Here is a 24,077-nt window from a genome sequence, read left to right as displayed (position 1 = left end):
GACAATCGACCAGTTTCGACCGCGTCGGCAAACACGGAACGCGGACGCGACGATCTCGCGTTTGAATCGGAAACCTAATTAGCTAGACGTTGCCGGCGTCCGCACTGGACAGCGCTGACGAGGCACATCGGTTACACACATCAATTGCTGATGAAACACAAAGTTGCAAGACGGCGTCGGACCCGACGGCGGTCGGTGCGGCGAAGTCAGCAATCAGTCGCGGTGGGCCTCGGCAACGTGCACCGGCACGTCGTCCGCCCAGGGTTGCCGAGTCACCATGTCGGCCACCATGACGTAGCCCCGCTCGAATTCGCCGGTTGCCGCGTCCACCAGACGGTACTGCTGGGTCTGCCGGTGAATCGGTTGAGCGTCCAGCATCACCACGCGTACCTCCCCCGGCTCGAAGTGGCATCGTCGCTGCAGCGCCGCGACCAACTGCTCGTTGCTGAAATGCCCGTCGCCGAAGTTCCACCCGATGGCGGTGCTGGTGACGCGCTCACCATCGGTGAGGACGTAGTCGTCCTCGTTCTGGCCGGCCATCACGCGGTGCGCCAACGTGAACAGTGCCCGGCCGTGAGTGTTGAAGGCGCGGAAGGCATATCCCATGTACATCGGGATCTGCGCGGCCTCCTTGCTGCCGTAGAACTTCTCCAGCTGGGCAGCCGGCATGCTGGCGATCGCAACGACGCCCGCGGCGATCTTTGCCTCTGCCGACGGCTTGATGCACCACAACGTGGTGTCCCAGTTTCCTGCGTAGTAGCGCATGCCGGGCAGAAAGGATACTTTGCGCGGCAACAGGTTTCCGGTCACCACGGTTCCGGCGACCACAGCGAACAGCAACAGCGGCAACGGCGTCGTCAGGTCGCGCAACCCGACCGAAGGGTGTCCGACGAAGAGCGCGAGCACGCTGAACATCATGAAGACGTTCCACTCCAACGGGACGCCCATCGGGATCGACGACAGGATGCCGAAGTGGAAGCACAGCATGACGAACGCGGCGATCGCACCCCACCAGCCCCCGTGGCTGAAGAACAGCACCAACGGCACCAATCCCTCGATGGCCGTGCTGAAGTGCGCGAGCCACCGGGATGCCCGGCCGGGTCGCAGGTCGTCCGGAAAGTGTTCGAAGAACTTGCGTTTGATGAACCGGGGCCGGAAGACCGGATTGTTGCTCATCATCGTGGAGATGACGAACGGGAAGTGCTTGTTCAGCTTCGATGTCGCGGCACCGAGCCAGATCACCAGGCACACCAGCTTGGCGCCCAGGATCATGTCCACGCCGTAACCGGCGAACAGGAACGTCGCCGTGAACGAGGCGTACACCTCACCGCGAGCCGCCAGGAATATCACTTTGTCCCGTAGCCCGAGCACCGCCAGCACTCCCAGCACGGACCAGATCTGCCAGGCCGGCAGCACTCCGATCGTCGTACCGAGGGCTGGCCGCGGGCCGGTGCCGTCGGAGAACACCGCGATCACGAGCAGCGCCAGCAGCGCCGCGTACAACAGTGCGTCGACGGGCGCGCGACTATCGCCCTTCGTCAACGGAACCCGTCCGGGCCACGGTGGCAACCGGATGGTGCCGGGGCGCAGCCAGTAGAGAATCGAACCCATCGGCGGAAAGAACCGGTTGTTCAACGGGCCGAATCCGCATCCGAGGCCGACCACCTCGAACAGCATCGTGAAAAGGACGACCTTCTCGAACACGATCGGCTCGGCGTACCAGTGCGCGACGTCCGTGAACCCGTCGATACCGGTCGTGGTCAGCGCCAACAGCCAGGCCGCCAGGATGTAGAGCACGATTTTGACCACGTAGAACAGATGCAGCAGTACCGGGGTGCCGAAGCCGACCTCGGCCCAGTGGCGGGCCATCGGGACGATCTTCTCGGCGCGGGTGCCCTTGCTCCATTCCTCGAAGTCGAGCTGCGGAGTTTCCTGCTTGAGAAATCCCATGGCGGCAAGACTAGAACGTGTTCTAGCTAGATGGTTTCCGTTCCGTCAAAAGCCCGCCGCAAACCTCTTGATTACTACGCTGCGTAGTAGTACAACTAGATGTCAGGCGTAAGGACGGTGATCCACGATGACCATGCAACTTCCGCAGCCATCCACGTCCGCTCAGCGAAATCTGCGTTGGGCGGCACTGCTTTTCGTAGTCGGGTGGGGCGTCCACGTCGTCGATCATCTGCGCCGGGGCATGGCCGCATCCCCGCACGCGATCATGGTGGGCGGCATGATCCAGGGCATGTTCGTGGTGGTCGCGGTCGTCATGGCGACCACAGGCCGGCGCCGGGCCCCGGAAACGGCGATGGCGGTCGGCTTCGGCAGCGCGATCCTGTTCATCTACGCGCACCTGCTGCCGAGCTTCTTTCCGGACTACCAGGACAGCTTCGTGTCCGGGCCGAGGATCAACGTGACGTGGTTCTCCTGGGTCAGCGCGGTCGCCGAGATCGGCACCGGCCTCGTCTTCGCGATCGCCGGTACGCTGGCATTATCGCGAGTGAATGACAAGAAGAGGGCGCACCGATGAGTTACCCGACCGGCACGCTGTTCTTCGACGGGGCATGCGGAATGTGCACGCGCTCCAAGGATCTACTGCTGAGGTTCGACCGGACCGGCGACATGAAGACCGAGCCACTGCAGCGCCCCGGCACCGCGGAACGTCTGGGGATCGCGCCGGCAAGCCTGTTGGACTCGGTTCGCTGGCTGGATTCCTCCGGCGCCGTCTACTCCGGCGCAGAGGCCGCCAACGCCGCGCTCTCAGCGGCCGTCGGTACGCGAATCCCGTTGGTGCTCTATCGAATTCCCGGTGTCCGCATCCTGCAGGAAGCGGTGTACCGCTGGGTCGCCGGCCACCGCTACAAGTTCCCCGGGACGACGCCGTACTGCGAAACGCACCCGGCCGCCTGTTAGGCCCGGCCCGGCGTCCGTGGCGGCCACGGCACGAACCGCGAGACCCGGTCGATCACCTGTTGATATTCTGGCCTCCGCTCGAGGCTGCGGGTCTCCATCATCGGGATGCTGCCGCCGAGGAACATGCCCAGCATTCCCAGCGCCCCGAGACACAGCCACCAGGCGTCCGATGGTGAAACAGCCACCCCGAACAGCGCCAACGACACCCAGAAGCTGAACTCGCCGAAGTAGTTCGGGTGCCGTGACCACGACCACAATCCGCGGTCCATCGCCTGCCCTTCGGCCTTGTCGCGGACAAAGCGGTGCATCTGCGCATCGGCGGCCAGCTCGAGCGCCACGGCGCCCAGCCCCACCACGAACGCCACATCGGTCAACCAGCCGATGTCGCCGCGAGGCCAGCTCACCGCGGCATACGCCGGCAGCATGCCGGCGAAGACCAACAGCGTGGGGATGAGGTGGATCGTCACCAGGTCGACCACGAATTCCCACCGTCCGGCCTTCTCCCGGAACATCGGATAACGCCAGTCCTCATGGTGCAGACCGGGAAATGCGTACAACCAGTTCGCGGTCAGGCGGATCGCCCACAGCATCACCACCACCGCGATCAGCCAGCATCGCAGCTGCTGCAACCCCGACTGGCTCCACCAATAGAACAGCAGCACAGGGGGAATCACGCTCCAGTAGGCGTCGTAGAAGCTCGAGTTTCCATACGACCGGCTGAAGACAAAGATCACCAGGGTGGCCAGCAGGTCCGCGACCAACGTGTCGAGCACCAGCCGGCCGGTGTGTGGACCCCACGCCAGCCAGGCCGCCCCCACCGCAATGGCGACGACGTACGCGATTGCGACCAGCGCCAGCGAATGCGCCTTGCTTCTCATCAGATCCGCTTCCTCTCCCAGTGCGTGCTCTTGATCGCTTCGAGTGCTTCGGTGACATACCGGTCCAGCGCGCGCGGCTTCCTGGCCGATTGTCGGACCCATTGCTGAAATGCGAAATCCGCCGCAGCAAAAGCAAGTTGAACCAACAGCGCCGGTCGGATGTCGGTATCGGCATTCGCCCGCATCCGGGTGGCGACCAGCTTGGTCACCCGGTCCCGGTCGGCAGGCAGGTGCACGGTCAGCTTGCCGAGCAGGTCGGGTGCGACCAACAATGCCGCCCGCCACTCTTCGGTGTCGGCCACGCCGAACGACCGGGTCCGGATGATGATCGCGTTGATCAACGCGATGTCGGGCGGTTCGGTGTCGGGTCGCTCTTCGAGAAGGCCGACAATCGCGGTGCCGCCATGGCGGACGGGCGCCAGCAGCAATTCTTCCTTCGTCGGCACGTACCGGAAGAAAGTGCGCGGCGAAACCCCGGCGGCCGAGGCGATTTCTTCGGTCGTCACCGCGTCGTAGCCGCGCTCGACGAACAACCGGAACGCGGCCCGGCGGATGTCGGCCCGGATCTGCGCGCGCTGCCGGTCGCGCAGCGACTCTGGTCGTTGCGGGAGGGTCATCGGAAGCATCCGATCCCGCCGTCGACGTGGATGGTCTGACCGGTGACGAACGTCGCGTCGCTGCTCAGCAGAAACGCCACCAATGCACCCGCATCGTCCCGGACGTCGCCGATCCGCTTCATCGGTACCCGTTTGACCGCCTTCACATAGTCGTCCGGGGCAAACTCCCGCCAGAATCTGATGCCGTCGGATTCGACAAACGGGCAGACCACGTTGACCCGGATGTTGTCCCGACCCCATTCCAGCGCAGCGACTTTCGACAGGCCGCGAATGGCCTCCTTGGCGGCTGCGTAGCCACCCCACTTCGGTTCGCCGCCGGTGCCGGTTCCCGAGCCGAGGTTGACGATCGACCCGCCACCGGCGGTGACCATCAGCGGGTGCACGGCCTGCATCAGCAGGAAACTGGCCCGCGGCCCGACCTCGTGGCCGACGGCGATGTCCTCGGTGGTGATGTCGACGAACGCCTTGGGCTCGTTGGTGGCGATCGCATTGTTGACCAGACCGTGCACCACGCCGAACGCATCGACGGCCGCGGTGACGATCCGCTGTGCGCTGTCCGGGTCGCGAAGATCGGCGACCACCGACTCGACAGGCCCGAGCGCGCGCAGCTCTGCGGTGGTGGCGGCCAGCTTGTCGCCCTGGATGTCGGCCAGCAGCACCGAAGCTCCGCGCTCGAGAAGCGCTGTGGCGATACCCTTTCCGACTCCCTGCGCCGCGCCGGTGACGATCGCCACGTGCCCGCGCATCGAGTCGGCGTGGGTGTAGCTCATGCCGATGTGAGCCGGGCCGCGGGCCGGCCGGCGAAAAGCGGCAAGTCGAGATAGGTCTTGATGCCGGGACCGGCCGCGCAGACGTCGGGAATCGCGTTGACGCAATGATTGGCGGTGACCACGACGCCCGGATTCTTCACCAGCCCTTCGGCGATCGTCTCGGGCTGCAGACCCTTGAAGGTGAGATTGACGGTCGGGTCGCCGGTGATCTCGACCTCGAAGCGTTCGCCGCGCCCGCCGAAGTCCCACGCCGGGTCGAGGTCGTCCTCGCCCATCAGCCAGTTGACCGCGGCGGTGATCACCGGTTCACCGTCGACCAGGGCCTGCCAGCGGAACCGGCGCGCGGCAACGCTCCCCTTCGTGATCGGGAACGGCGCATAGTCGATCTCAGCGGCGGCCACCGCCACGTCCTGGATGGTCTTGATGTTGGCGTCGATCCGAAAGCCCATGTGGTCGGCGATCATTCGCACCGATTGTTTGAAACCGGCCTCCAGCAGGCCGGCCATCGGCCCTTCGATCGCCTCCTGCGGCGTGCCACCGAAACCCATGATGTGGCGCACCACGTCGGGTGCGTTGTAGGTGCGGATGTCGGAGAACTCCTCCGCGCGGACGTGTGTGACGGCCGAAGACAGCGACGAGATCATCAGCGGGAAGCGTTCGGTGATGCCGCCCGGGTGGATACCGGAACCGTGCAGCGTCACCCCGGCCTGCACTGCGGCATCAGCGACCGCACGGTGACGCGGGTTGCCCGGATCGGGATACACCCAGCCGACCGGAGTCACGATGTTCTTACCGGATCGCAGGATCGCCACGACTTCGTCGTCGTTGGGTATCAGCGGGCTGTACACCACGCAATCTGCGTCGATGGCCAGCGCCTCGTCCCGGCTCGAAGTCGCTGTGACACCGAGTGATCCGAGGCCAAGGATGTCGCCGACGTCGCGGCCGTTCTTGTCGGCGCTGTGTACCCAGCAGCCGGCCAACTCGAGTTGCGGATGATTAAGCACGCATTCGACAGCGGCCTTACCGACCCCTCCGGTGGCCCACTGGATGACACGCAACTTCGGCGGATTGGTCACGCCTGGCACAGTATGACCGACTGGCAGTCACTGTCAACGGGGTGCCACGCGCCTGTCGAAGCTGCGTTGAGGCAGGCCCGAGTACTCGGACAGCGGTCGGATCAGCGCATTGGATCCCGCCTGCTCGATGATGTGCGCGGTCCACCCGACGATGCGGCTCATCACGAAAAGCGATGTGAAGCTGGGGATGTCGAAGCCCATCAGGTAGTAGGCCGGCCCGGTCGGGAAATCGAGATTGGGCTTGATACCGGTCGCGGCGAACATCTCCCGCTCCAGAATCCGGTAGATGTCCAGCCAGCGACGTCCGTCCCGGGCGTCGGCAACGCGGATGAGCGCGTCCTTCATCGTGGGTACCCGCGAGTCGCCGTTCTTGTAGACGCGATGCCCGAAACCCATCACCTTGTCTTTACGGGAGAGCTTGCCGTGCAGCCATTCCGCTGCCTTGTCGGACGTTCCGATCTCGATCATGTCGCGCATGACCGCCTCGTTCGCCCCTCCGTGCAGCGAGCCTTTGAGGGCGCCGATGGCGGCCGTCACCGCGCTGTAGATGTCCGACTGGGTGGACGTCACCACCCGGGCGGCGAAGGTTGACGCGTTGAAACTGTGCTCCGCATACAGGATCATCGACTGCTCGAATGCTGAGACGACGGTTCGCTCGGGTACCTCGCCGAAGCACATGGACAGGAAATTCTCGGAGTAGCTGAGATGGCTGTGCGGCGCTACCGGATCCAAGCCCCGCCGGCGCCGGATGTCGAACGCGACGATCGTCGGAAGCACCGCGAACATGCGCAGTGACTTGGCGTAGTTGGCCGACTCGGCGCTGTCGTCCTCGTCGGGGTCCTCGGCGCCGAGGTAGCTGATCGCAGTGCGGACCACGTCCATCGGGTGGCAGGTGTCGGGCAGCTTGGCCAGCAGTGACTGCAGTGACCGGTCGATGCGCCGACTGGCCCGCTCGCGCTGGTTGAACAGCGCCAACTGGCCGTCGTCGGGCAGTTCGCCGTGCCACAGCAGGTAGGCGACTTCCTCGAAGCTCGCGTGCGCGGCCAGATCCTGCACCGGGTAACCGCGATAGGTCAGCGAATTGGTCTCCGGCACCACCTTGGAGATCGCGGTGGTGTCGACGACCACGCCGGCCAGTCCCTTGTAGATCTTCTTCTCGGCCACCGGTGCGCTCATCGGCGGAATCCTTTCGCCCCGACGCCGTAGATCTCGTCGTCGAATTGGTTGTAGTCGGCGTAACGCAGCAGCTCATAGAGCCGGTCACGGGTCTGCATCTGATCGAGAAGTGCGGCTTGCGTTCCCCTGGAATCGATGTCGCGTAGACCGTGTTCGACAGCGAACATGGCCAGCCGCAACGTGGTGACCGGATAGATCACCACGTTGTAGCCGATGTCGGTCAGCTGAGTGGTGGTCAGCAGCTCCGACTTGCCGAACTCGGTCATGTTGGCCAGCAACGGAACATCCACGGCGGCACGGAATTTCTCGAAGTCGGCGGGGCCGGTCAGCGCCTCGATAAAGATCAGGTCCGCACCCGCGCCGGCGTAGGCCTTCGTACGCTCGACGGCGGCGTCGATACCTTCGAGGCCGGCGGCGTCGGTGCGGGCGCAGATGACGAAGTTCGGGTCGCGGCGGGCGGTCACCGCGGCGCGGAGGCGCTTGACCATATCTGCCGTCGGGACAACGGCTTTGCCGTCGAGGTGGCCGCAACGCTTTGGGTTGACCTGGTCCTCGAGGTGGCAGCCCGCCACACCGGCGTTCTCGAGCTGTGTGATCGTACGCGCGGCGCTCATCGGCTCGCCGAAGCCGGTGTCCGCGTCGATCAGCGTAGGCAGGTCGGTGGCCGCCGCGATCTGCCCGCCCCGGCCGGCGACCTCGGTCAGCGTGGTCAGACCGATGTCGGGCAGGCCCAGGTCGGCCGACAGCATCGCGCCCGAGACGTAGACGCCTTCGAACCCGATCTCGGCGATGAGCTTGGCGACCAGCGGTGAGAACGCGCCCGGGAACCGTTGCAGCCGGCCCGAGTTCAGCCCGGCCCGAAACGCCGCGCGCTTGTCGACGGCGCTGGACGGCGCACCGAGCAAGCCGGTCACCGGAAGATTCCGGACGGAATCGTCGGCGCCTTGTCCAGCACCTCGGGAAGCACCCGCACATTGAGCGCCACCAGGTCGCCGCCCTTGAGCGCGCTGACGTCCTGCACGGCGTGCAGGAACCGTTGCTGCTCAGCGGAATCCACCACCCCGTCGGCCAATTGCGAGAACTTGGCGATATATTGCGCACGCTCGAACGGCCGCGCGCCCAACGGGTGTGCGTCGGCAACGGCGAGCTCGTCGGTGATCACTTCGCCGCTCTTGAGCGTCACCTCCGCCCGGGCGCCAAAAGCCTTCTCAGCCGGGTTGTTCGAGTGGTAGCGGCGGGTCCATTCCGGGTCCTCGACCGTGGAGATCCTGTGCCACAACGCAACCGTGTCCGACCGGTGCGCGCGCTCCGGGGCGTACGAGAACTCGTGATCCCAGCTGCCGTCCTGCAGAGCGACAGCAAAGATGTAGGGCAGCGAGTGGTCCAATGTCTCCCGGGAGGCGTCCGGGTCGAACTTCTGCGGGTCACCGGAGCCGGTGCCGATCACGTAATGCGTGTGGTGGCTGGTGTGCAGCACGATCGTCGCGATCTGGTCGAGATCGCCGATGCGGCCCCGCAGCCGGCGGGCCAGATCGATCGGCGCCTGGCTCTGGTATTCGGCGGAATGTTCCTTGGTGTAGGTGTCCAGGATCGCCCGCTTGGGCTCACCCGGCGCGGGCAGTGGAACGTGGTAGGTGTGCCCGGGACCGGAGAGCAGCCAGGCGATCACGCCGTCCTCGCCCTCCCAGATCGGCGCGGGCGCACCTTCTCCGCGCATCGCGCGGTCGACGGCCTCGATGGCGACCTTGCCGGCCAGCGCCGGCGCGAACGCCTTCCAACTGGAGATGGCGCCCTTACGGGATTGCCGGGTCGCGGTGGTCAGGTGCAACGCCTGACCGATCGCCTGATAGATGGTCTCGACGTCGAGTCGCAGCATGGTGCCCAGTCCGGCCGCGACCGAGGGGCCGAGGTGGGCGACGTGGTCGATCTTGTGCTTGTGCAGGCAGATCCCCTTGACCAGGTCGACCTGGATTTCGTAGGCGGTGGCCAGACCGCGGATCAGGTCGCTGCCGCGGACGCCGAGTTGCTGGGCGACCGCGATCAGCGGCGGGATGTTGTCGCCGGGGTGGGAGTACTCGGCCGCGAGGAAGGTGTCGTGGTAGTCGAGCTCACGCACCGCGACGCCATTGGCCCAGGCCGCCCACTCGGCGGAATAGCTGCCGTCGACGCCGAAGACGGTGGCGCCGGAGCGGGCCCGGTGCGACAGAGCCTGCTGCCGGGCCGTGGTGACCGGCCGTCGAACCACCGCGGCGGCGCTCACCGCGGCGTTGTCGATGATCCGGTTGATCACCATCGCCTCGGTCTCCGGCGCCACCCGAACGGGATCGGCGGCGACCTGGGCGATCTTGTAGGCCAGGTGCTCGGTGACGGGAAAATCGTCCGCGCTGCGGTGGGTCCGCACCTCGTGGATCAACATGGTTCGCACACTATGCAACGTCGCAGGCTTCGGAAAGTACCTGTACATGCGTAATTTTGCGTCCTGATTCGGCGCACATTGCAAACGTTGCGGACGCGGGCGCCGAGTACACTCCTGACGCGTGACGAAGACATCGTCGGGCGCCTGGGCGGGTGCCCGCCTGCGGCGGTTGCGCAACGAGCGCGCCCTCAGCCAGGCCGCGTTGGCCCGGGCGCTGAATCTGTCCACCAGCTACGTCAACCAGCTGGAGAACGATCAGCGGCCGATCACCGTCCCGGTGCTGCTGGCTCTGACCGAGCGGTTCGGCCTGCCCGCGAACTACTTCTCCTCCGACGCCGACGCCCGACTGGTGGCCGACCTCTCCGATGTGTTCACCGACACCGCACCCGACGATGCGGTCAACTCGTCGCTCATCGAGGAGCTGGTGGCGAGAATGCCGGAGGTGGGCCGCAACCTGGTGGCCATGCACCGGCGGCTGCGCGACGCGACCGAAGAGTTGGAGGCCTACCGCTCGCACGCCAGCACGGAGTCGCCGTCGCCCGCCGAGCGCCCGATGCCGTTCGAGGAGGTCCGGGACTTCTTCTACGACCGGAACAACTACATCGGCGACCTCGACGAGGCGGCGGAGCGGATGTTCGCCGAGAACGCGATGGAGTTGGGCGGCCTGGACGGCCAACTGACGGCCCTGATGAATGACTTGTTCGGCGTGCGAGTGGTGATCGACGCCGACCTCGGCGCTCACACCAAACGTTCCTACGACGCCGACACCCGGGTGTTGCGCGTCGCACGATGGCTGCTGCCCGGTCAACGCGCATTTCAGATCGCCACCCAGCTGGCGCTGATCAGCCAGCCGGAGCTGCTGTCGGCCATCGTCGACACCGACGACCAGCTCACCGCCGAATCCCGCGGCGTCGCCCGGATCGGCCTGGCCAACTACTTCGCCGGCGCATTCCTGCTTCCCTACCGCGAATTCCACCGTGCCGCAGCAGAATTACGCTACGACATCGACCTGCTTGCGCGTCGCTTCGAGGTCGGCTTCGAGACGATCTGCCACCGGCTCTCCACGTTGCAGCGGCCGCAGCTCCGGGGCGTGCCGTTCATCTTCGTCCGCACCGACAGGGCCGGCAATATCTCGAAACGTCAGTCCGCCACCGCCTTTCACTTCAGCCGGGTCGGTGGCAGCTGCCCGTTGTGGGTGGTGCACGACGCTTTCGCGCAACCGGGGCGGATCATCACCCAGGTCGCGCAGATGCCCGACGGCAGGTCGTACTTCTGGCTGGCGAAAACCACCGCGCCCGAGGGCCAGGGCTATCTGGGGCAACACACGAGCTTCGCGATCGGTCTGGGTTGCGACCTGGCGCACGCCGACAAATTGGTCTACTCCACCGGCGTCGCCCTTGACGACTCGAGCACCGCCGTCCCGATCGGCGCGGGCTGCAAGATCTGCAGCCGCTCGGCCTGCGCCCAGCGCGCGTTCCCTTACTTCGGCGGGCGGGTCGCCGTCGACGAGAACACCGGCACCGGCCTGCCCTACTCGCCGGCTATCGGGTCCCCGGCTACTGGGCGGACTTGACCGGCGGCCGGTAGAACAGCGCCAGCTGACCCAGCGCGCCGCCGATGCCCAGCAGCAGCGACCCGAACAGACCGTGCCAGCCGTCGTGGAAGTTGTGGCCGAAGATCAGCCAGTCGAGGCTGTACCGTCCGGCGCCGAGGGTCGCGACGATCACTGCGGCGACGGCCAGGATCAGGTTGTACTCCCAGCCCTCCTTGACGATGAAGAAGCCGTTGTGGCGATGCACGGTCCAGGCGGCGACCAGCATCAGCGCAACGAAGCCGGCGGCGGGGATCGGCGTGAGCAGGCCCGCGGCGAGGCCCAGCCCGGCACTGATCTCGGTGCTCGCGGCGACGACGGCCTGGAATGTGCCGTACTTCATTCCGATGCTCTCGAACCAGCCCGCGGTTCCGGGGATCCGTCCGCCGCCGAAGAACTTGTTGTAGCCGTGAGCGGCCATCGTCAAGCCCAGCACCAGCCGCAGGATCAGTAACCCGACGCTGTAGGCATCATTCATAGACGCCACGCTAGATCATCGGGTAGGCACGGGATAAGCAGAGGTATCCTGCCAGCCGCACCCGCAACAAGGAGTTCTCATCAAGATCGCAGTTCTGCTCTGGATTCACCTCACCCTGCGCCGCGGTCTCGGCACCGGCGCCGGGTTCGGTCTGCTGCGCGGTCGAGCCTGAACGCATCCATGTCAACACAGCCGGTGATCCTGCTGGACGGGGCCGCCTCGGCTCCGCCCGAGATTCTGGGTCACAAGGGGCACGGCATCGCCATGATGCGCCGCAACGGCCTTCCGGTGTTGCCCGCTTTCTGCATCACCGCCGATGTCGGCGCCCGCTATCGCGCCGAGTCGACGGCGACCATCGACGCGATCTGGGACGACGTGCTCGACGGGATGCGCACCCTGGAAGCCGCAACCTCGCGGACATTCGGTCGCGGAACCCGCCCGCTGCTGGTCAGCGTGCGCTCCGGAGCAGCGATCTCGATGCCCGGCATGATGGACACGCTGCTCGATCTCGGATTCAACGATGATGTCGAAAAGGCTTTGACCGCAGAGGGTTCAGCTGACTTCGCGCGCGACTCGCGGCGGCGGTTCACCGAGTCCTTTGTGCGCATCGTGACCGGTGAGGTGCCGGACGACCCGTACGACCAGTTGCGCGCTGCGGTGGAGGCGGTGTTCGCCTCGTGGGATTCACCGCGGGCCCACGCCTACCGCTCGCACCATGGGTTCGACGACCACGGTGGCACCGCAGTGGTGGTGCAGGCGATGGCGTTCGGCAACTTGAACAACAAGTCCGGTGCGGGAGTGATATTTTCGCGCAATCCGATGACCGGAGCCGCCGCGGCGTTCGGCGAGTGGGTGCCCGGCGGCCAGGGTGACGACGTGGTGTCGGGCACTGTGGACGTCGAGCCGATCACCGTTCTGCGCGACCAGCAACCGTCCGTCTACGACGAATTGGTCTGCGCCGCGGAGTCCCTGGAGCGACTGACGGGCGACGTGCAGGAGATCGAGTTCACCGTCGAGGACGGCACACTGTGGCTGCTGCAGACCCGGGCCGCGAAGAGGTCGGCTCAAGCCGCGGTTCGCCTGGCGCTGCAACTGTTGAACGACGGGCTGATCGACGAAACCGAGACGCTGCGACGGGTGAAACCGTCGTACGTCGAGACTCTGCTGCAGCCGTCGCTGCAACCTGAGACTCGTTTGACCGCAGAACTTTTGGCCACCGGCCTGGCGGCCGGCCCCGGTGTCGCGTCGGGGTGGGCCTACGCCGACGTGGACGCGGCCATCGACGCCGCCGACCGCGGTGAGGACGTCATCCTGGTCCGCAGCCACACCAGCCCGGACGACATCCACGGCATGCTGGTGGCGCGCGGCATCGTCACCGAGACCGGGGGCGCCACCAGCCACGCCGCCGTCGTGAGCCGTGAACTGGGCCGCGTCGCCGTCGTGGGCTGCGGTCGCGGGGTCGCCGAGTCGCTGGCCGGCAAGCTCGTCACCGTCGACGGCAACGCGGGTGAGGTCCGTTCCGGAAGCCTGGAACTGTCAGCCTGGTCAGAGGACACCACCCCCGAGCTTCGCGAATTGGCCGACATCGCACGGCGAATCAGCCCGCTGCGGGCGCACTCCGCCGGTGATTATCCGCGGCTGGAACGGCACTCCGAGGCAGCCGTACGCACCGCACTGGCCAGCGGACACCACGACGTGGTGTCCACCAGTCCGCTGCTGGCGATGCTGGCCGCCATCCGGGTTTCGCCGTGAGTACCGGTGACGAGAATGGGCCTGAACTGGTTGTGCTGCAAACGATCCGGCTGAAAGGCCGGGTTCGCCGCGACGACCTGGGTGCGGACGTCGACGAGCTGGTCGCTTCGGGCCTGGTGGTCGACGGCCCGATGTTGCGGTTGAGCGCCGCCGGTCGAACGCGGCTTACGGAACTGCTGGATGCGGAGCGGTCGTCGGCCGACGCCGCCGCTGTGGCGGATGTATATCGTCAATTCCGTTCCGTGAATGCCGAATTCAAAGCGCTGGTCACTGACTGGCAACTCAAGGACGGTGAGCCGAACACCCATGAGGACGCCGATTACGACGCGGCCGTGTTGGCCCGCCTCGACGAGGCGCATCAACGGGTGATGCCTCTGGTGAAGGCGGCCGCCGCCGAGTTTCCGCGACTGAGCCGCTACGCCGCGAAGCTGCAGGCGGCGCTGGACCGGGTGCGCGCCGGGGAGACGATGTGGCTGTCACGTCCGCTGATCGATTCGTATCACACCGTCTGGTTCGAACTGCACGAAGAATTGATCCTGGCCGCGGGTCTGACCCGCGGAGCCGAAGACGGGTAAGCGATTACAGTTCGGCGTCCAGCCGGGAGACATAGTCGTCGATGTCGCCGATCGCGGACTCGGCCGCCTGCACGCTGACGGTCACGGTGTCGCCGGCACCCCAGACGCCATGAGTCAGGCCGATCACCGACGAGAGGCCCGGGAACACTCCGGTCAGCAGCACCGAAGCATCTCCGAACGTCAGGTCGGTCGGTACGCGATAAATGCTTGACACGACGGTGTTTCCGGCGACCTGCGCCGGCTGGACCTCCGGATCGAAAAGGCTGACACCCCAGCGCAGCAGCGGAGCGGGCGTCGCGGCGAAGGCACGGTCCGCCGCCCGAAATGCGGGATGCTCCGAGCGAAGGCGGGCATTGGTCAGATCCGTGGCGATCTTTTCGACGCGAGACTGTCGATCCAGATGCGGATAGAGCCCGATCGTAGCGTTGGCAAAGTGGTTGTGAGCATGAGGCACACCGGGTTTGGCCATTGTCACCTCGGCCGCCAGCGACGAGGCCGCCTCGCCCAGCTGGCCGGCCAGCGCCCCGGACACGGCGGCCAGTACCGCGACGGTGGCCGTAGGTCCGTTCAGCTGCGACCGGTGCCGGACCAGCATGCGCATGGGGCGTGCGCCCGTCGGGTGGATGTTGGTCTGCAACGCCGGCTGTGGTCCGATCGCGGGGGGCAGCAGCCCTGCGTCGGTGTCGCTGACCAACTTGCGATGGGCGCGCGCCGCGTCAAAAGCCAGCCAGGGCAGGAACCCTGGGGACTCGGGTACCACGTCGGGTACCGGAGTGTCGCGGCCGAACAGCCACGCGGCCATCGCCAATGCTCGCGGACCGTCCGACAGCGCGTGCGCGAACTGCATGACCGCGACCGTGGCCGGCCCGGAGCTGCCCGCGACACCGTGCACCGGTGCGAACAGGTGCATCCGCCACGGCGCCTGCCGAATGTCGAGCTGATCATCGAAGAGCCCGCCGATGGCGTCCAGGCAGCCTTGCCAGCTGTCGTCGTCGAGTTGGTGGCGCACGACCCGGTCGGCCTCGACGGTGGCCGGCACCCAGCACGGGTAGGTCAACGGCGATCCGTCTTCGACCCGGACCGTCAGGGCGCGGCTGGCGTTGGCGCGGTCGCAGAACTCGCCGATGATCCGCCCGAAATCGGTTGGCATACCGTCGAATACGTAGAGTAGAAACTCATCGCTGGGGATCTTGGCCGACATCCAGTAGAACTGCGCGTCGATCGCAGTCATCCGGTTCGGCATCCGAGCATCCTAGTGATCCACAGTTGCGCTTCTATCCACAGCTGAGGGTTTGGCGGGGTGCCGATGTCGGTCCCCGGAGATAGTATTCGCACATGCGTTCGAGTAGTCGTGAGGAGGTCGTCGAGGTTCTCGACGCGCTCGACGCCGCCTACAAACGTGCTCTGGACCTGAGCTTCGACGCGTTGACCACCCCCGAGCGGCTCCGGGTGCTGGAGCGCTTCGAAGGGTTCCGCCGCCTACAGCCGGCGATCGAGCATGGGTTGGTCACGGAGCTGGTCGGTGAGGACCCGGCTGTGTTGGGCGGCAAGCCGGCGGCGGTGCTGGCCAACCGTTTGCGGATCAGCCGGGCCGAGGCGTCGCGGCGGATCCATGAGGCGGCCGATCTGGGTGAGCGGCGGGCGTTCAACGGTGAACCGTTGGCGCCGGTGCTGGCAGCGACCGCGGCCGCACAACGCAACGGCGAGCTGGGCCCGGGCCATGTGGCGGTGATCCGCAGCTTCTTCCACCGGCTGCCCGACGTCGTCGACATCGACACCCGGGCGAAGGCTGAGGCGCAGCTGGCCCGGCTGAGCCTCGAACACCGCCCCGACGAGCTCGCGAAGCTGGCGGACACGTTGATGGATTGTCTGAACCCCGACGGTGACTTCACCGACGTCGACCGCGCGCGGCGCCGCGGCCTGAGCATCGGCAAACAGGACATCGACGGCATGTCACCGGTCAGCGGGTGGCTCACCCCCCAAGCCCGCGCCACCCTCGACGCTGTTTTCGCGAAGCTCGCCGCGCCCGGGATGTGCAACCCTGACGACGAACACCCCTGTGTCGGTGGTACCCCGTCGCAGGACGCCATCCAGGGCGACACCCGCACCGCGGGCCAGCGCCACCACGACGCCCTCCTTGCGGCCTGCCGCGCACTGCTGGCATCGGGTGAGTTGGGTCAACACCACGGCCTACCCACCTCGATCATCGTCACCACCACCCTGCAGGAGTTGGAGAGCGGCGTCGGCAGGGCGCTGACTGGCGGCGGGACGCTGCTGCCGATGGCCGATGTGATCCGGCTGGGCTCCCACGCCCATCACTACCTGGCCATCTTCGACCACGGCAAAGCCTTAGCGCTGTATCACACCCGCCGTCTGGCCTCACCCGCCCAGCGAATCGTGTTGCACGCCCGCGATCGTGGCTGCACCCACCCCGGCTGCACCATCCCCGCCTACCTCTGCGAGGTCCACCACAACGACCCCTACCGCACCAACCCCGTCACCGACGTCGACGGGCTGACGCTGACCTGCGGCCCTCAACCACGACCTGACCGAAAAAGGCTGGACCACCCGCAACAACGCTCGCGGCCACACCGAATGGATCCCACCACCACACCTCGACCACGGCCAACCCCGCACCAACAGCTTTCACCACCCGGAAAAGCTGCTACGCGACGACGACGATGAAGCGCCCTAGCTGTGTGCGCCCGGGCAGTACACGCTGATGGCGTCGAGCAAGAACGGCCTCACCTGCGGACCACTCAAACCCTGACCCTCCAGCTTGGCCGAAAGCTGCAGCATCGCGGTGCTGAAGGGACTGGGCCACGCGCCGAGTCGAAGCGTGAATGTATTTGACCGAGAGAGATTCTCGTTGTCGCACCGCTCGTGGGCCAACGCAATCAGCTGGTCCGGGGGCCCGGCGGTGATGCCGTCTCTCGCGAGCAGCTTCAGAAACTCGTCGTCCTGCGGGTCGGCGTGGGCAACGGCTCCCGCGAGTAGAACCGCAGCGCAGGCAGCGGCAAGTGCGACGGACGAGTGGACGACCATGGCTTAGCGTGGCACCGATCGAGGCGGATTGCGACCCGAAAGGCCGTTATTTCGCAGACCCGATGAAACCCAACACCAAGTCGGCGACCTTGTCGGGCTCGTCGAGCTGTAGGAAGTGCCCGGCACTGTCGACGATGGTCAGGTCGCTGTCGGCGGGCAGCGCGTTGGGAACCCAGCGCGCGAACGTCGATGTCATGCAACCGTCGTCACGGCCGTGCAGGTACAGGCTCGGCAGTTTCGGCCTCGACGTCCAATGCCGGTGCAGATCGCGGTACTGCGCCGGTGGACGGGTGTTACGAACCGTCGCCCGGTAGGGACCGAGCGCGGCGCGCCAGCTCTCCGGTGTCCCGATCGCAGCGTCGACGTGACGAAGATCCGCCTTGGCGTCGTAGCCGGCGACCACCTTTTCCACAGCCGCGGCAGCACCCAGGGCGCGGAACGCTCAGGCAGCCAAGGCAACTGGAAATACATGATGTACCAACTGCGCAGCAGCTGCGGCGGGATCTGAGTCAGCAGCCGAGCGGTGTCGGGGACCCCGCCCCGAAATGCCGCCGCCGGCGGCACCGACATGATGACGGCCTTGGCGAAGGGGCTGTCCGGAATCGCGGCCAACCCGCTGGCGGTGATCGCTCCCCAGTCGTGGCCGATCACCACGTCATGCTCGGTGCCGCCGATCGCCGCGCGCACCTGTAGCGCGTCATCCATCAGCGCGCCGATGTGATAGCTGCCGTCGGTGGGTATCGACGACGGCGCGTAGCCGCGCATGAACGGCGCCACCACCCGCCAGCCGGCTTCGGCCAGCCGCGGCGCGACATTGCGCCAGCCGTACGCGGTGTCAGGAAAACCGTGTAGGCACAAGGCAATCGGACCGTCAGGAGGCCCCCACGTCAGGGCCTTCAGCTCCACAGCCTGAGCTTTGACGTCGACCCAGCGGTGTTTGGACATCACCTGAACCTTCCCCGTCGGCGATCAACCAGCCAACGCTCCCCGATCTTGTCGAGGGTTACCCGCGCGCTGGAACCGGTCGGCGGCGCGTCGGTCGCACGATTCGGGGTCGCGACGTTCGCCGGCGCATCGTCGGGCATGTTTTCCAACGTACGTGGTTCACACTCACCGCACGTCGTGGTGTGGAACTCAGACCGACGCCGCGGCTTTCTCGAGATCGGCGACGACGATCTTGCGCATCCCGTACATGGCTTGGGTAGCGGCGGTCGCGCGCGCCGGATCCGGGTGGCTGACCAGCTCATAGAGCCGCTCGGGCACCACCTGCCAGCTGAGGCCGAACCGGTCTTTGCACCAGCCGCACTGCGATTCCTCGCCACCGTCGGTCAGCCGGTCCCAGTAGTAGTCGACCTCGTCCTGGTCCTTGCAGTTGATCGTGAAGGACACCGCCTCGGTGAACGAGAAGTGCGGACCGCCGTTGATCCCGACGAATCGGGTGCCGTCCAGCACGAACGTGGCCGACAGCAGCGAACCGGGCTCGCCGGGACCCGCCTCGGTGCTGCGGTTTGCCTGCTCGAAGTGCGAGTTCGGGAACACCGAGGCATAAAACTCCACGGCTTCTTCCAGATTGTTGTCGAACCACAGCGAGGGCGTGATCGCGGGCACGGGCTTCTCCTATGCGTCGTCGTGAGTGTCTGAAGTGGTAGACCCCGGCGAACACCGAAACTCATCTGAGTAACGTCGGAGTGCGATCGACCGAGAGGACCGCCCGTGACCGCCGTGCGCAACACGCCCAAGACTGTCGAGTTCTCCGGGATACAGGGCCTCACCCTGGTCGCGGACGAGTGGGGCCGCGGCTCCGACGCCGCCGCCGATCGACCGAGCGTCCTCATGCTGCACGGCGGCGGCCAGAACCGGCACTCCTGGAAGAACACCGGACAGGTCCTGGCCGACCACGGCTTTCACGTGGTCGCGCTCGACACCCGCGGCCACGGTGACAGCGACCGCTCCCCTGACGCCGACTACGACATCGAGACGCTGACCGCCGACGTCATGGCCGTTCTCGACGCCATCGCCCGGCCGGTGATCCTGATCGGCGCCAGCATGGGCGGGCTGACCGGCATTCTCGTCGCGGACCGCGCCGGACCCGAACGGGTGACGCGGCTGATCCTCGTCGACGTCGTGCCGCGGTTCGAGAAGAACGGCAGCGCACGCATCCGCGATTTCATGTTCAGCGGGCTGCACGGGTTCGCCACCCTCGACGAGGCCGCCGATGCCGTCGCGGACTACCTGCCACACCGAACTCGGCCGCGCAGCCCGGAAGGGCTGAAGAAGAACCTGCGGCTGCGGGACGGGCGCTGGTACTGGCATTGGGATCCGGCGTTCATGACCAAACCGGGCGACGACCCGGAGCTGCGCACCGAGAGCTTCGAGCACGCCGCGGCCGACCTGAAGATTCCGGTGCTGCTGATCCGCGGCAAGCTCTCCGACGTGGTGAGCCCCGAGGGCGTGAAGCACTTCCTCGACACCGTGCCCAACGCGGAGTTCGTCGAGTTGTCCGGCGCCGGCCACACCGCAGCAGGCGACGACAACGACGCGTTCAGCGATGTCGTGGTGACCTTCGCGACGCGCTAGATCCACGCGGCGAACTAGCCGCCCACGCCCGGTTTCTCGGCGTGACCGCCGAATTGCTTGCGCATCGCCGACAGCGCCTTGTTGGCGAAGTCATCGAGGCTGCGCGAGGCGAAACGGGACTGCAGGGCTGTCGTCAGCACCGGAGCGGGTACGCCTTCGTCGATCGCGGCGATGGCCGTCCAGCGACCCTCGCCGGAGTCGGACACCCGCCCGGAGAACTCCTTGAGTTCCGGCGACTCGTTCAGCGCGATTGCGGTCAGATCCAGCAGCCACGACCCGACCACGCTGCCCCGGCGCCACACCTCGGCGACCTCGGCGATGTCGAATTCGTATTGATAGGCCTCGGGATTCGACAGCGGTGCGGTTTCCGCGTCGCCGGCTTCGATGATGCGCTTGCCGATGTCGGCGTTGCGCAGGATGTTCAGTCCCTCGGCGAGGCTGGCCATCATCCCGTACTCGATACCGTTGTGCACCATCTTCACGAAGTGCCCGGCGCCGGTCGGCCCGCAATGCAGATAACCCTTCTCGGGCTGGGCCACGTCGCCTTCCCGGCCGGGGGTACGCGGCGCCGCGTCGACGCCCGGCGCGATGACCGAGAACAGCGGCTCGGCATGCTCGAAGGCGTAGTCGTCGCCGCCGATCATCAGGCAGTACCCGCGCTCCCGGCCCCACACACCGCCGCTTGTTCCGCAGTCGATGAGGTGAATTCCCTTCTCGGACAGCGTCTTTGCATGCTTGAGATCGTCGCGGTAGTAGGAGTTGCCGCCGTCGATGACGATGTCGCCCTCGTCCAGCGTCTTCGCCAGTTCGTCGATCACCCCGGAGGTGATCGTCCCGGCGGGCACCATCACCCAGACAACCCTTGGCGCACTGAGCTTTTCGGCCAGATCAGCCAGCGATGACGCACCCGTGATGTTATCGACGCCTTCGAACGCCTTCACGACGTCCGAATCGTGGTCGTACACCACACCCTCGTGTCCGGCATCCACCACTCGGCGGATGATGTTGCCGCCCATTCGGCCCAGGCCGATCATTCCCAGCTGCATGGCGTCGTTCTCTCCTTAGTGGTGGTTACCGGCTAGCCACGGCTGTTGCCAGCCGCGATGTCCTCGTACCAGATCGCGTGCCGCGTCCGGTCCCCACGAACCGGGTTCGTAGGTATGGACCGGCCCCGGGCGGTCCAGCAGCGGCTGCACGATCCGCCACGTCTCCTCGATGCCGTCTTCGCGGGCGAACAGTTGATGATCACCCGTCAGCGCCCCATGGAGTAACCGCTCGTAGGGCAGCAGCGGCTGGCCGAGGTCAGCCATGAACGACGAGTCGAGATGCAGGTCGCGCCAGCGGTCTCCCTCGAGCGCGGTGAGCTGCAGCCGCAACCCCGGATCGGGGTCGATGCGCAGCACGATCTGGTTCGACTGGGCCCGGCGGCGATCCGGCAGGAAGGCCAACGAGGGGACGCGGTGGGTGAACAGTCGCACCTCGGTGACCCGCTCGGTCAGCGCCTTGCCGGCCCGCAGGAAGATCGGCACCCCGGCCCAGCGCCAGTTGTCGATCTCGACCCGCAGCGCGACGAACGTCTCGGTCTCGGAATCCTGCGCCACTCCGTCGATGTCGCGATAGCCCCGATATTGGCCGCGGACCGTGCGCTCCGGGTCGATCTCCGGTATCGCCCGCAGGACGTCGGCCTTCTTGTCGTTGAGGTCGTCGGCGGCCGGGCCGACGGGCGGCTCCATCGCCACGCCGGCGAGCACCTGCAACAAGTGGTTCTGCACGACGTCACGCAGAGCACCGACCCCGTCGTAGAAGCTGCCCCGGTCTTCAACGCCGAAATCCTCGGCCATGGTGATCTGGATTTCGGAGATGCTGGTGCGGTTCCAGATCTCGGCCAGGGCCAGGTTGCCGAACCGCAGATACTCCAGCTCGACGACCGGCTCCTTGCCGAGGAAGTGGTCGACCCGGAAGATCTGGTCCTCGTCGAGCACCGCGCGCAGGCGCGCGTTGAGCTCGCCCGCGGATTTCAGGTCATGGCCGAACGGCTTCTCCACCGCGACCCGCGAATGGGTCAGCAGTTGCGCCGCGGCCAGGTTCTCCACGATGGGCGCGAACAGCGAGGGCGGCATCTCCAGGTAGAACGTGCAATGGCGGTCCGGGCCGATCTGGTGGGCCAGTGCCTCGTAGAGCGCCGAGGAGGTGACGTCGCCGGACAGGTAGGACAGCCGCTTGGCGAAGCGCTCGAACACCGTCTCGTCGATGTCCTCGCCGGCGCCGTGAACCGCCGCGCGGGCCCGCTTGATCAGCTCGTCGACGCCGATGTCGTCGCTGGCGACACCGAGAATCGGGCACTGCAGCAGTTCCCGGCGCTCGAGTCGGTAGAGGGCCTGGAACGTCATCTTGCGCGCGAGATCGCCGGTGATTCCGAAAATCACCAGCAAATCCGAGGCATTCGCGCCGGGTTCGGCCAATACGGACCTCCACGAGATTTCGACTCGGCTCCCGCCGTGGCCAGCTACAACCCTAAACACTGCCGATCGGCCCGACAACCGGAGATCGATCTGCGTAGCCGTTAACCCGGCCGGCCAAACACCTGCGCTGAATAATTCGCGGAATATACACGCCCAGTTGACCTTTCGCTTCTCGGTTCGAAATGCACCAGGTCTACCGAGCGCAGTGAGTGCACTAGCCGGGCTCGGCGATGCCCGTCATGGTGGCAAGGATGGTCGCCACATGCTTGCGACCGTCACCGACTTCGGCGTAGGCATCGCCGCGGCACACGGTGAGATTTCGACCCGGCCGTATCACTTCGCCACATGCCCTGAGCGAGTCGCCGACGGCTGGAGCGAGAAGGTTGACCTTGAGTTCCACGGTCAGCACGCGCGTTCCCGGTGCCATCAGCGTGAGCGCGGCGTAGCCGCAGGCACTGTCGAGAACGGCGATACCGACACCGGCGTGGAAGAAGTCGTCCTGCTGGGTGAGCTTCGGCGAAAAAGGTACCTCGATCTCCACGGTCCCCGGCTGCACCCGGACGAGTTCGGCTCCGAAGGTGGTCATCAGGCCCTGGCGGGCGAAGCTGTCCCGCACGCGTCGCTCGAAATCGGGATCGCGGGGCTCGAACGCGGCAACCATCCGCCGAACAGTACAGAGCACGGTCCGCCGCCTCGGCCGACGGGCAAAGCCCGACCTGGTGGCCGACGGGACGTGTTGAATAGTGCACCGTGGGTGATGTGCTGCATCTCGTGCTCTACGTGTTGGCGGGAACTGCCGCTGCCGAGGCGGTGGCCATCGGCATTCTCTGGCGCCAGCTGTCCCGCAGCAAGGCACTGATCGAGGAACTGCAGCGTCCACCCGACCTGCTGACCTTCGGGTCCAAAGCGGTCAAGACGGTCTGGCAGACCGCGAACCTGGTGCGCAAGGAGGGGTTCGGAGCAGCGGTACGTAGCTCGATCGAAGACCTCGCCGACTGGGCCGAGGTCGAGCGCCCCGATCTGGCCCGCGTGACGCAAGACGGCACGGTCGCGATTCTGTTCTCCGACATCGAGGAGTCCACCGCGCTCAACGAACGGGTGGGCGACCGCGCCTGGGTGCGGCTGATCGGCGAGCACGACAAGCAGGTCCGCAAGTTGGTCAAGTCGCATTCGGGGCACGTGGTGAAAAGCCAGGGCGACGGCTTCATGATCGCCTTCTCCCGAGCCGAGCAGGCCGTGCGCTGCGGCATCGACATGCAGGATGCACTACACCGGGACGCACAGCGCAAGCGGCGCAACGGAATACGGGTTCGGATCGGCGTCCATGTCGGCCGGTCGGTGCGACGCGGCGACGACCTGTTCGGCCGCAATGTCGCCATGGCGGCGCGGGTGGCCGCCGAGGCCTGTGGCGGCGAGGTGCTGGTGAGCGACACCGTGCGCGACGCGCTCAGCGATTGCGCGGACCTCGAATTCGACGGCGGCCGCGACACCGAGCTGAAAGGGTTCGCCGGCACCCATCGGCTCTACGCCGTCGCCGCCGCCTAGTCTTCACCGACTTCTAGTCGTCGCCGGCTTCGGCGAGGCGCTGCTGCAGCCGATCACGGATTTCGTTGGGCGTGTAGGCCCGCCGACGGCGTTGGTCGCGGGCAACCAGCACTCCACCGGCCGCGACCCCGACGACCCCGGCCAACCCCAGCAGCTTCCAGACGGTGCGCATCGCAACAGGTTATTCGCGAGCGCGTCCCGGCGGGAACCGT

24 protein-coding genes and 2 pseudogenes are annotated in these 24,077 nt (G+C 66.4%); 8 read left to right on the top strand and 18 right to left on the bottom strand.

Annotated elements, in window-relative coordinates:
* Window positions 1-213: 213 nt before the first annotated feature.
* The gene (locus ACZYW1_RS17280) at window positions 214-1,950 is read right to left on the bottom strand and encodes a DUF3556 domain-containing protein (RefSeq protein WP_463787405.1); all 1,737 of its coding nucleotides are present in this window, start codon (window positions 1,948-1,950) and stop codon (window positions 214-216) included.
* Window positions 1,951-2,077: 127 nt separating this feature from the next.
* Here ACZYW1_RS17280 and ACZYW1_RS17275 point away from each other — a divergent pair, with 127 nt between their 5' ends.
* Together ACZYW1_RS17275 and ACZYW1_RS17270 are read left to right on the top strand one after the other, a co-directional pair.
* Window positions 2,078-2,524 (top strand): hypothetical protein, encoded by a 447-nt coding sequence (locus ACZYW1_RS17275; protein ID WP_463787404.1) that lies wholly within the window; start codon window positions 2,078-2,080, stop codon window positions 2,522-2,524.
* Window positions 2,521-2,907, top strand: a complete 387-nt coding sequence (locus tag ACZYW1_RS17270) for a thiol-disulfide oxidoreductase DCC family protein (protein WP_463787403.1) — start codon at window positions 2,521-2,523, stop codon at window positions 2,905-2,907. The genes ACZYW1_RS17275 and ACZYW1_RS17270 overlap by 4 nt, the downstream gene beginning before the upstream one ends.
* On the opposite strand, the gene ACZYW1_RS17265 is transcribed toward ACZYW1_RS17270, so the two are convergent.
* Genes ACZYW1_RS17265 through prpD form a run of 7 tightly spaced genes read right to left on the bottom strand, consistent with a single transcriptional unit; the run spans window position 2,904 to window position 9,840 of the window.
* Complete coding sequence (locus ACZYW1_RS17265; protein WP_463787402.1) at window positions 2,904-3,785, bottom strand: DUF1295 domain-containing protein; 882 nt, start codon at window positions 3,783-3,785, stop codon at window positions 2,904-2,906. The two genes, ACZYW1_RS17270 and ACZYW1_RS17265, sit on opposite strands and share 4 nt — an antisense overlap.
* Window positions 3,785-4,402, bottom strand: coding sequence for a TetR family transcriptional regulator (locus tag ACZYW1_RS17260; RefSeq protein WP_463787401.1), 618 nt, complete (start codon window positions 4,400-4,402; stop codon window positions 3,785-3,787). Before ACZYW1_RS17260 ends, ACZYW1_RS17265 begins: the two co-directional genes overlap by 1 nt.
* Entirely contained in the window at window positions 4,399-5,172 is a 774-nt protein-coding gene (locus ACZYW1_RS17255; protein WP_463787400.1) for an SDR family NAD(P)-dependent oxidoreductase, read from the bottom strand. The genes ACZYW1_RS17260 and ACZYW1_RS17255 overlap by 4 nt, the downstream gene beginning before the upstream one ends.
* Window positions 5,169-6,248: an NAD(P)H-dependent amine dehydrogenase family protein gene (locus ACZYW1_RS17250; protein ID WP_463787399.1), complete on the bottom strand. Its 1,080-nt coding sequence runs from the start codon at window positions 6,246-6,248 to the stop codon at window positions 5,169-5,171. The genes ACZYW1_RS17255 and ACZYW1_RS17250 overlap by 4 nt, the downstream gene beginning before the upstream one ends.
* Before the next feature lie 33 nt (window positions 6,249-6,281).
* Window positions 6,282-7,424, bottom strand: coding sequence for a bifunctional 2-methylcitrate synthase/citrate synthase (locus ACZYW1_RS17245; protein ID WP_463787398.1), 1,143 nt, complete (start codon window positions 7,422-7,424; stop codon window positions 6,282-6,284).
* Window positions 7,421-8,338: a methylisocitrate lyase gene (gene prpB, locus ACZYW1_RS17240; protein WP_463787397.1), complete on the bottom strand. Its 918-nt coding sequence runs from the start codon at window positions 8,336-8,338 to the stop codon at window positions 7,421-7,423. The genes ACZYW1_RS17245 and prpB overlap by 4 nt, the downstream gene beginning before the upstream one ends.
* Window positions 8,335-9,840 (bottom strand): 2-methylcitrate dehydratase PrpD, encoded by a 1,506-nt coding sequence (gene prpD / locus ACZYW1_RS17235; RefSeq protein ID WP_463787395.1) that lies wholly within the window; start codon window positions 9,838-9,840, stop codon window positions 8,335-8,337. Before prpD ends, prpB begins: the two co-directional genes overlap by 4 nt.
* A gap of 121 nt (window positions 9,841-9,961) precedes the next feature.
* Between prpD and ACZYW1_RS17230 the strand changes: the two genes are divergently transcribed.
* Window positions 9,962-11,413 carry a short-chain fatty acyl-CoA regulator family protein gene (locus ACZYW1_RS17230; protein ID WP_463787394.1) on the top strand — a complete coding sequence of 484 codons (1,452 nt, stop codon included), beginning with the start codon at window positions 9,962-9,964 and terminating at the stop codon, window positions 11,411-11,413.
* Here the strand turns inward: ACZYW1_RS17230 and ACZYW1_RS17225 are convergent.
* On the bottom strand, window positions 11,397-11,909 hold the full coding sequence (locus tag ACZYW1_RS17225; protein ID WP_463787393.1) for a DoxX family protein: 513 nt from the start codon (window positions 11,907-11,909) through the stop codon (window positions 11,397-11,399). The genes ACZYW1_RS17230 and ACZYW1_RS17225 overlap by 17 nt on opposite strands.
* 10 nt (window positions 11,910-11,919) lie before the next feature.
* Window positions 11,920-12,087, bottom strand: coding sequence for a hypothetical protein (locus tag ACZYW1_RS17220; RefSeq protein WP_463787391.1), 168 nt, complete (start codon window positions 12,085-12,087; stop codon window positions 11,920-11,922).
* Window positions 12,088-12,104: 17 nt separating this feature from the next.
* On the opposite strand from ACZYW1_RS17220, the gene ACZYW1_RS17215 reads away from it, so the two are divergent.
* Together ACZYW1_RS17215 and ACZYW1_RS17210 are read left to right on the top strand one after the other, a co-directional pair.
* Window positions 12,105-13,661 (top strand): pyruvate, phosphate dikinase, encoded by a 1,557-nt coding sequence (locus ACZYW1_RS17215; RefSeq protein ID WP_463787870.1) that lies wholly within the window; start codon window positions 12,105-12,107, stop codon window positions 13,659-13,661.
* Window positions 13,658-14,236 (top strand): MarR family transcriptional regulator, encoded by a 579-nt coding sequence (locus ACZYW1_RS17210; protein WP_463787390.1) that lies wholly within the window; start codon window positions 13,658-13,660, stop codon window positions 14,234-14,236. The genes ACZYW1_RS17215 and ACZYW1_RS17210 overlap by 4 nt, the downstream gene beginning before the upstream one ends.
* A 4-nt stretch (window positions 14,237-14,240) precedes the next feature.
* Here the strand turns inward: ACZYW1_RS17210 and ACZYW1_RS17205 are convergent, their stop codons facing one another.
* On the bottom strand, window positions 14,241-15,479 hold the full coding sequence (locus ACZYW1_RS17205) for a DUF1298 domain-containing protein (RefSeq protein WP_463787389.1): 1,239 nt from the start codon (window positions 15,477-15,479) through the stop codon (window positions 14,241-14,243).
* Window positions 15,480-15,571: 92 nt separating this feature from the next.
* Here ACZYW1_RS17205 and ACZYW1_RS17200 point away from each other — a divergent pair.
* Window positions 15,572-16,931: pseudogene (locus tag ACZYW1_RS17200) on the top strand (HNH endonuclease signature motif containing protein).
* Here the strand turns inward: ACZYW1_RS17200 and ACZYW1_RS17195 are convergent.
* The 3 genes and pseudogenes from ACZYW1_RS17195 to ACZYW1_RS17185 form a co-directional block, all read right to left on the bottom strand.
* Entirely contained in the window at window positions 16,928-17,281 is a 354-nt protein-coding gene (locus ACZYW1_RS17195; protein WP_463787388.1) for a DUF732 domain-containing protein, read from the bottom strand. The pseudogene ACZYW1_RS17200 and the gene ACZYW1_RS17195 sit on opposite strands and share 4 nt — an antisense overlap.
* A gap of 46 nt (window positions 17,282-17,327) precedes the next feature.
* A pseudogene (locus tag ACZYW1_RS17190) lies at window positions 17,328-18,226 on the bottom strand (alpha/beta fold hydrolase).
* Between the two features lie 189 nt (window positions 18,227-18,415).
* On the bottom strand, window positions 18,416-18,889 hold the full coding sequence (locus tag ACZYW1_RS17185; RefSeq protein ID WP_463787387.1) for a VOC family protein: 474 nt from the start codon (window positions 18,887-18,889) through the stop codon (window positions 18,416-18,418).
* 105 nt (window positions 18,890-18,994) lie between these two features.
* On the opposite strand from ACZYW1_RS17185, the gene ACZYW1_RS17180 reads away from it, so the two are divergent.
* The gene (locus ACZYW1_RS17180) at window positions 18,995-19,858 is read left to right on the top strand and encodes an alpha/beta fold hydrolase (RefSeq protein WP_463787386.1); all 864 of its coding nucleotides are present in this window, start codon (window positions 18,995-18,997) and stop codon (window positions 19,856-19,858) included.
* A gap of 14 nt (window positions 19,859-19,872) precedes the next feature.
* Here ACZYW1_RS17180 and gnd read toward each other — a convergent pair whose 3' ends face one another.
* The 3 genes from gnd to ACZYW1_RS17165 form a co-directional block, all read right to left on the bottom strand.
* A complete protein-coding gene (gene gnd / locus ACZYW1_RS17175; RefSeq protein WP_463787385.1) occupies window positions 19,873-20,904 on the bottom strand; it encodes a phosphogluconate dehydrogenase (NAD(+)-dependent, decarboxylating) in 1,032 nt (343 codons plus the stop codon).
* 15 nt (window positions 20,905-20,919) lie between these two features.
* Window positions 20,920-22,320 carry a glucose-6-phosphate dehydrogenase gene (locus tag ACZYW1_RS17170; protein ID WP_463787384.1) on the bottom strand — a complete coding sequence of 467 codons (1,401 nt, stop codon included), beginning with the start codon at window positions 22,318-22,320 and terminating at the stop codon, window positions 20,920-20,922.
* 214 nt (window positions 22,321-22,534) lie between these two features.
* A complete protein-coding gene (locus ACZYW1_RS17165; RefSeq protein ID WP_463787383.1) occupies window positions 22,535-22,981 on the bottom strand; it encodes a PaaI family thioesterase in 447 nt (148 codons plus the stop codon).
* Window positions 22,982-23,070: 89 nt separating this feature from the next.
* On the opposite strand from ACZYW1_RS17165, the gene ACZYW1_RS17160 reads away from it, so the two are divergent.
* Complete coding sequence (locus ACZYW1_RS17160; RefSeq protein WP_463787382.1) at window positions 23,071-23,865, top strand: adenylate/guanylate cyclase domain-containing protein; 795 nt, start codon at window positions 23,071-23,073, stop codon at window positions 23,863-23,865.
* 13 nt (window positions 23,866-23,878) lie between these two features.
* Here ACZYW1_RS17160 and ACZYW1_RS17155 read toward each other — a convergent pair whose 3' ends face one another.
* On the bottom strand, window positions 23,879-24,037 hold the full coding sequence (locus tag ACZYW1_RS17155; RefSeq protein WP_463787381.1) for a hypothetical protein: 159 nt from the start codon (window positions 24,035-24,037) through the stop codon (window positions 23,879-23,881).
* Between the last annotated feature and the right edge of the window lie 40 nt (window positions 24,038-24,077).

The sequence above is a fragment of the Mycobacterium sp. IDUB_36 genome, from assembly GCF_055419225.1.
Note: the sequence above shows the minus strand (reverse complement) of the source record. Positions and strands in the feature narration are given on the sequence as shown.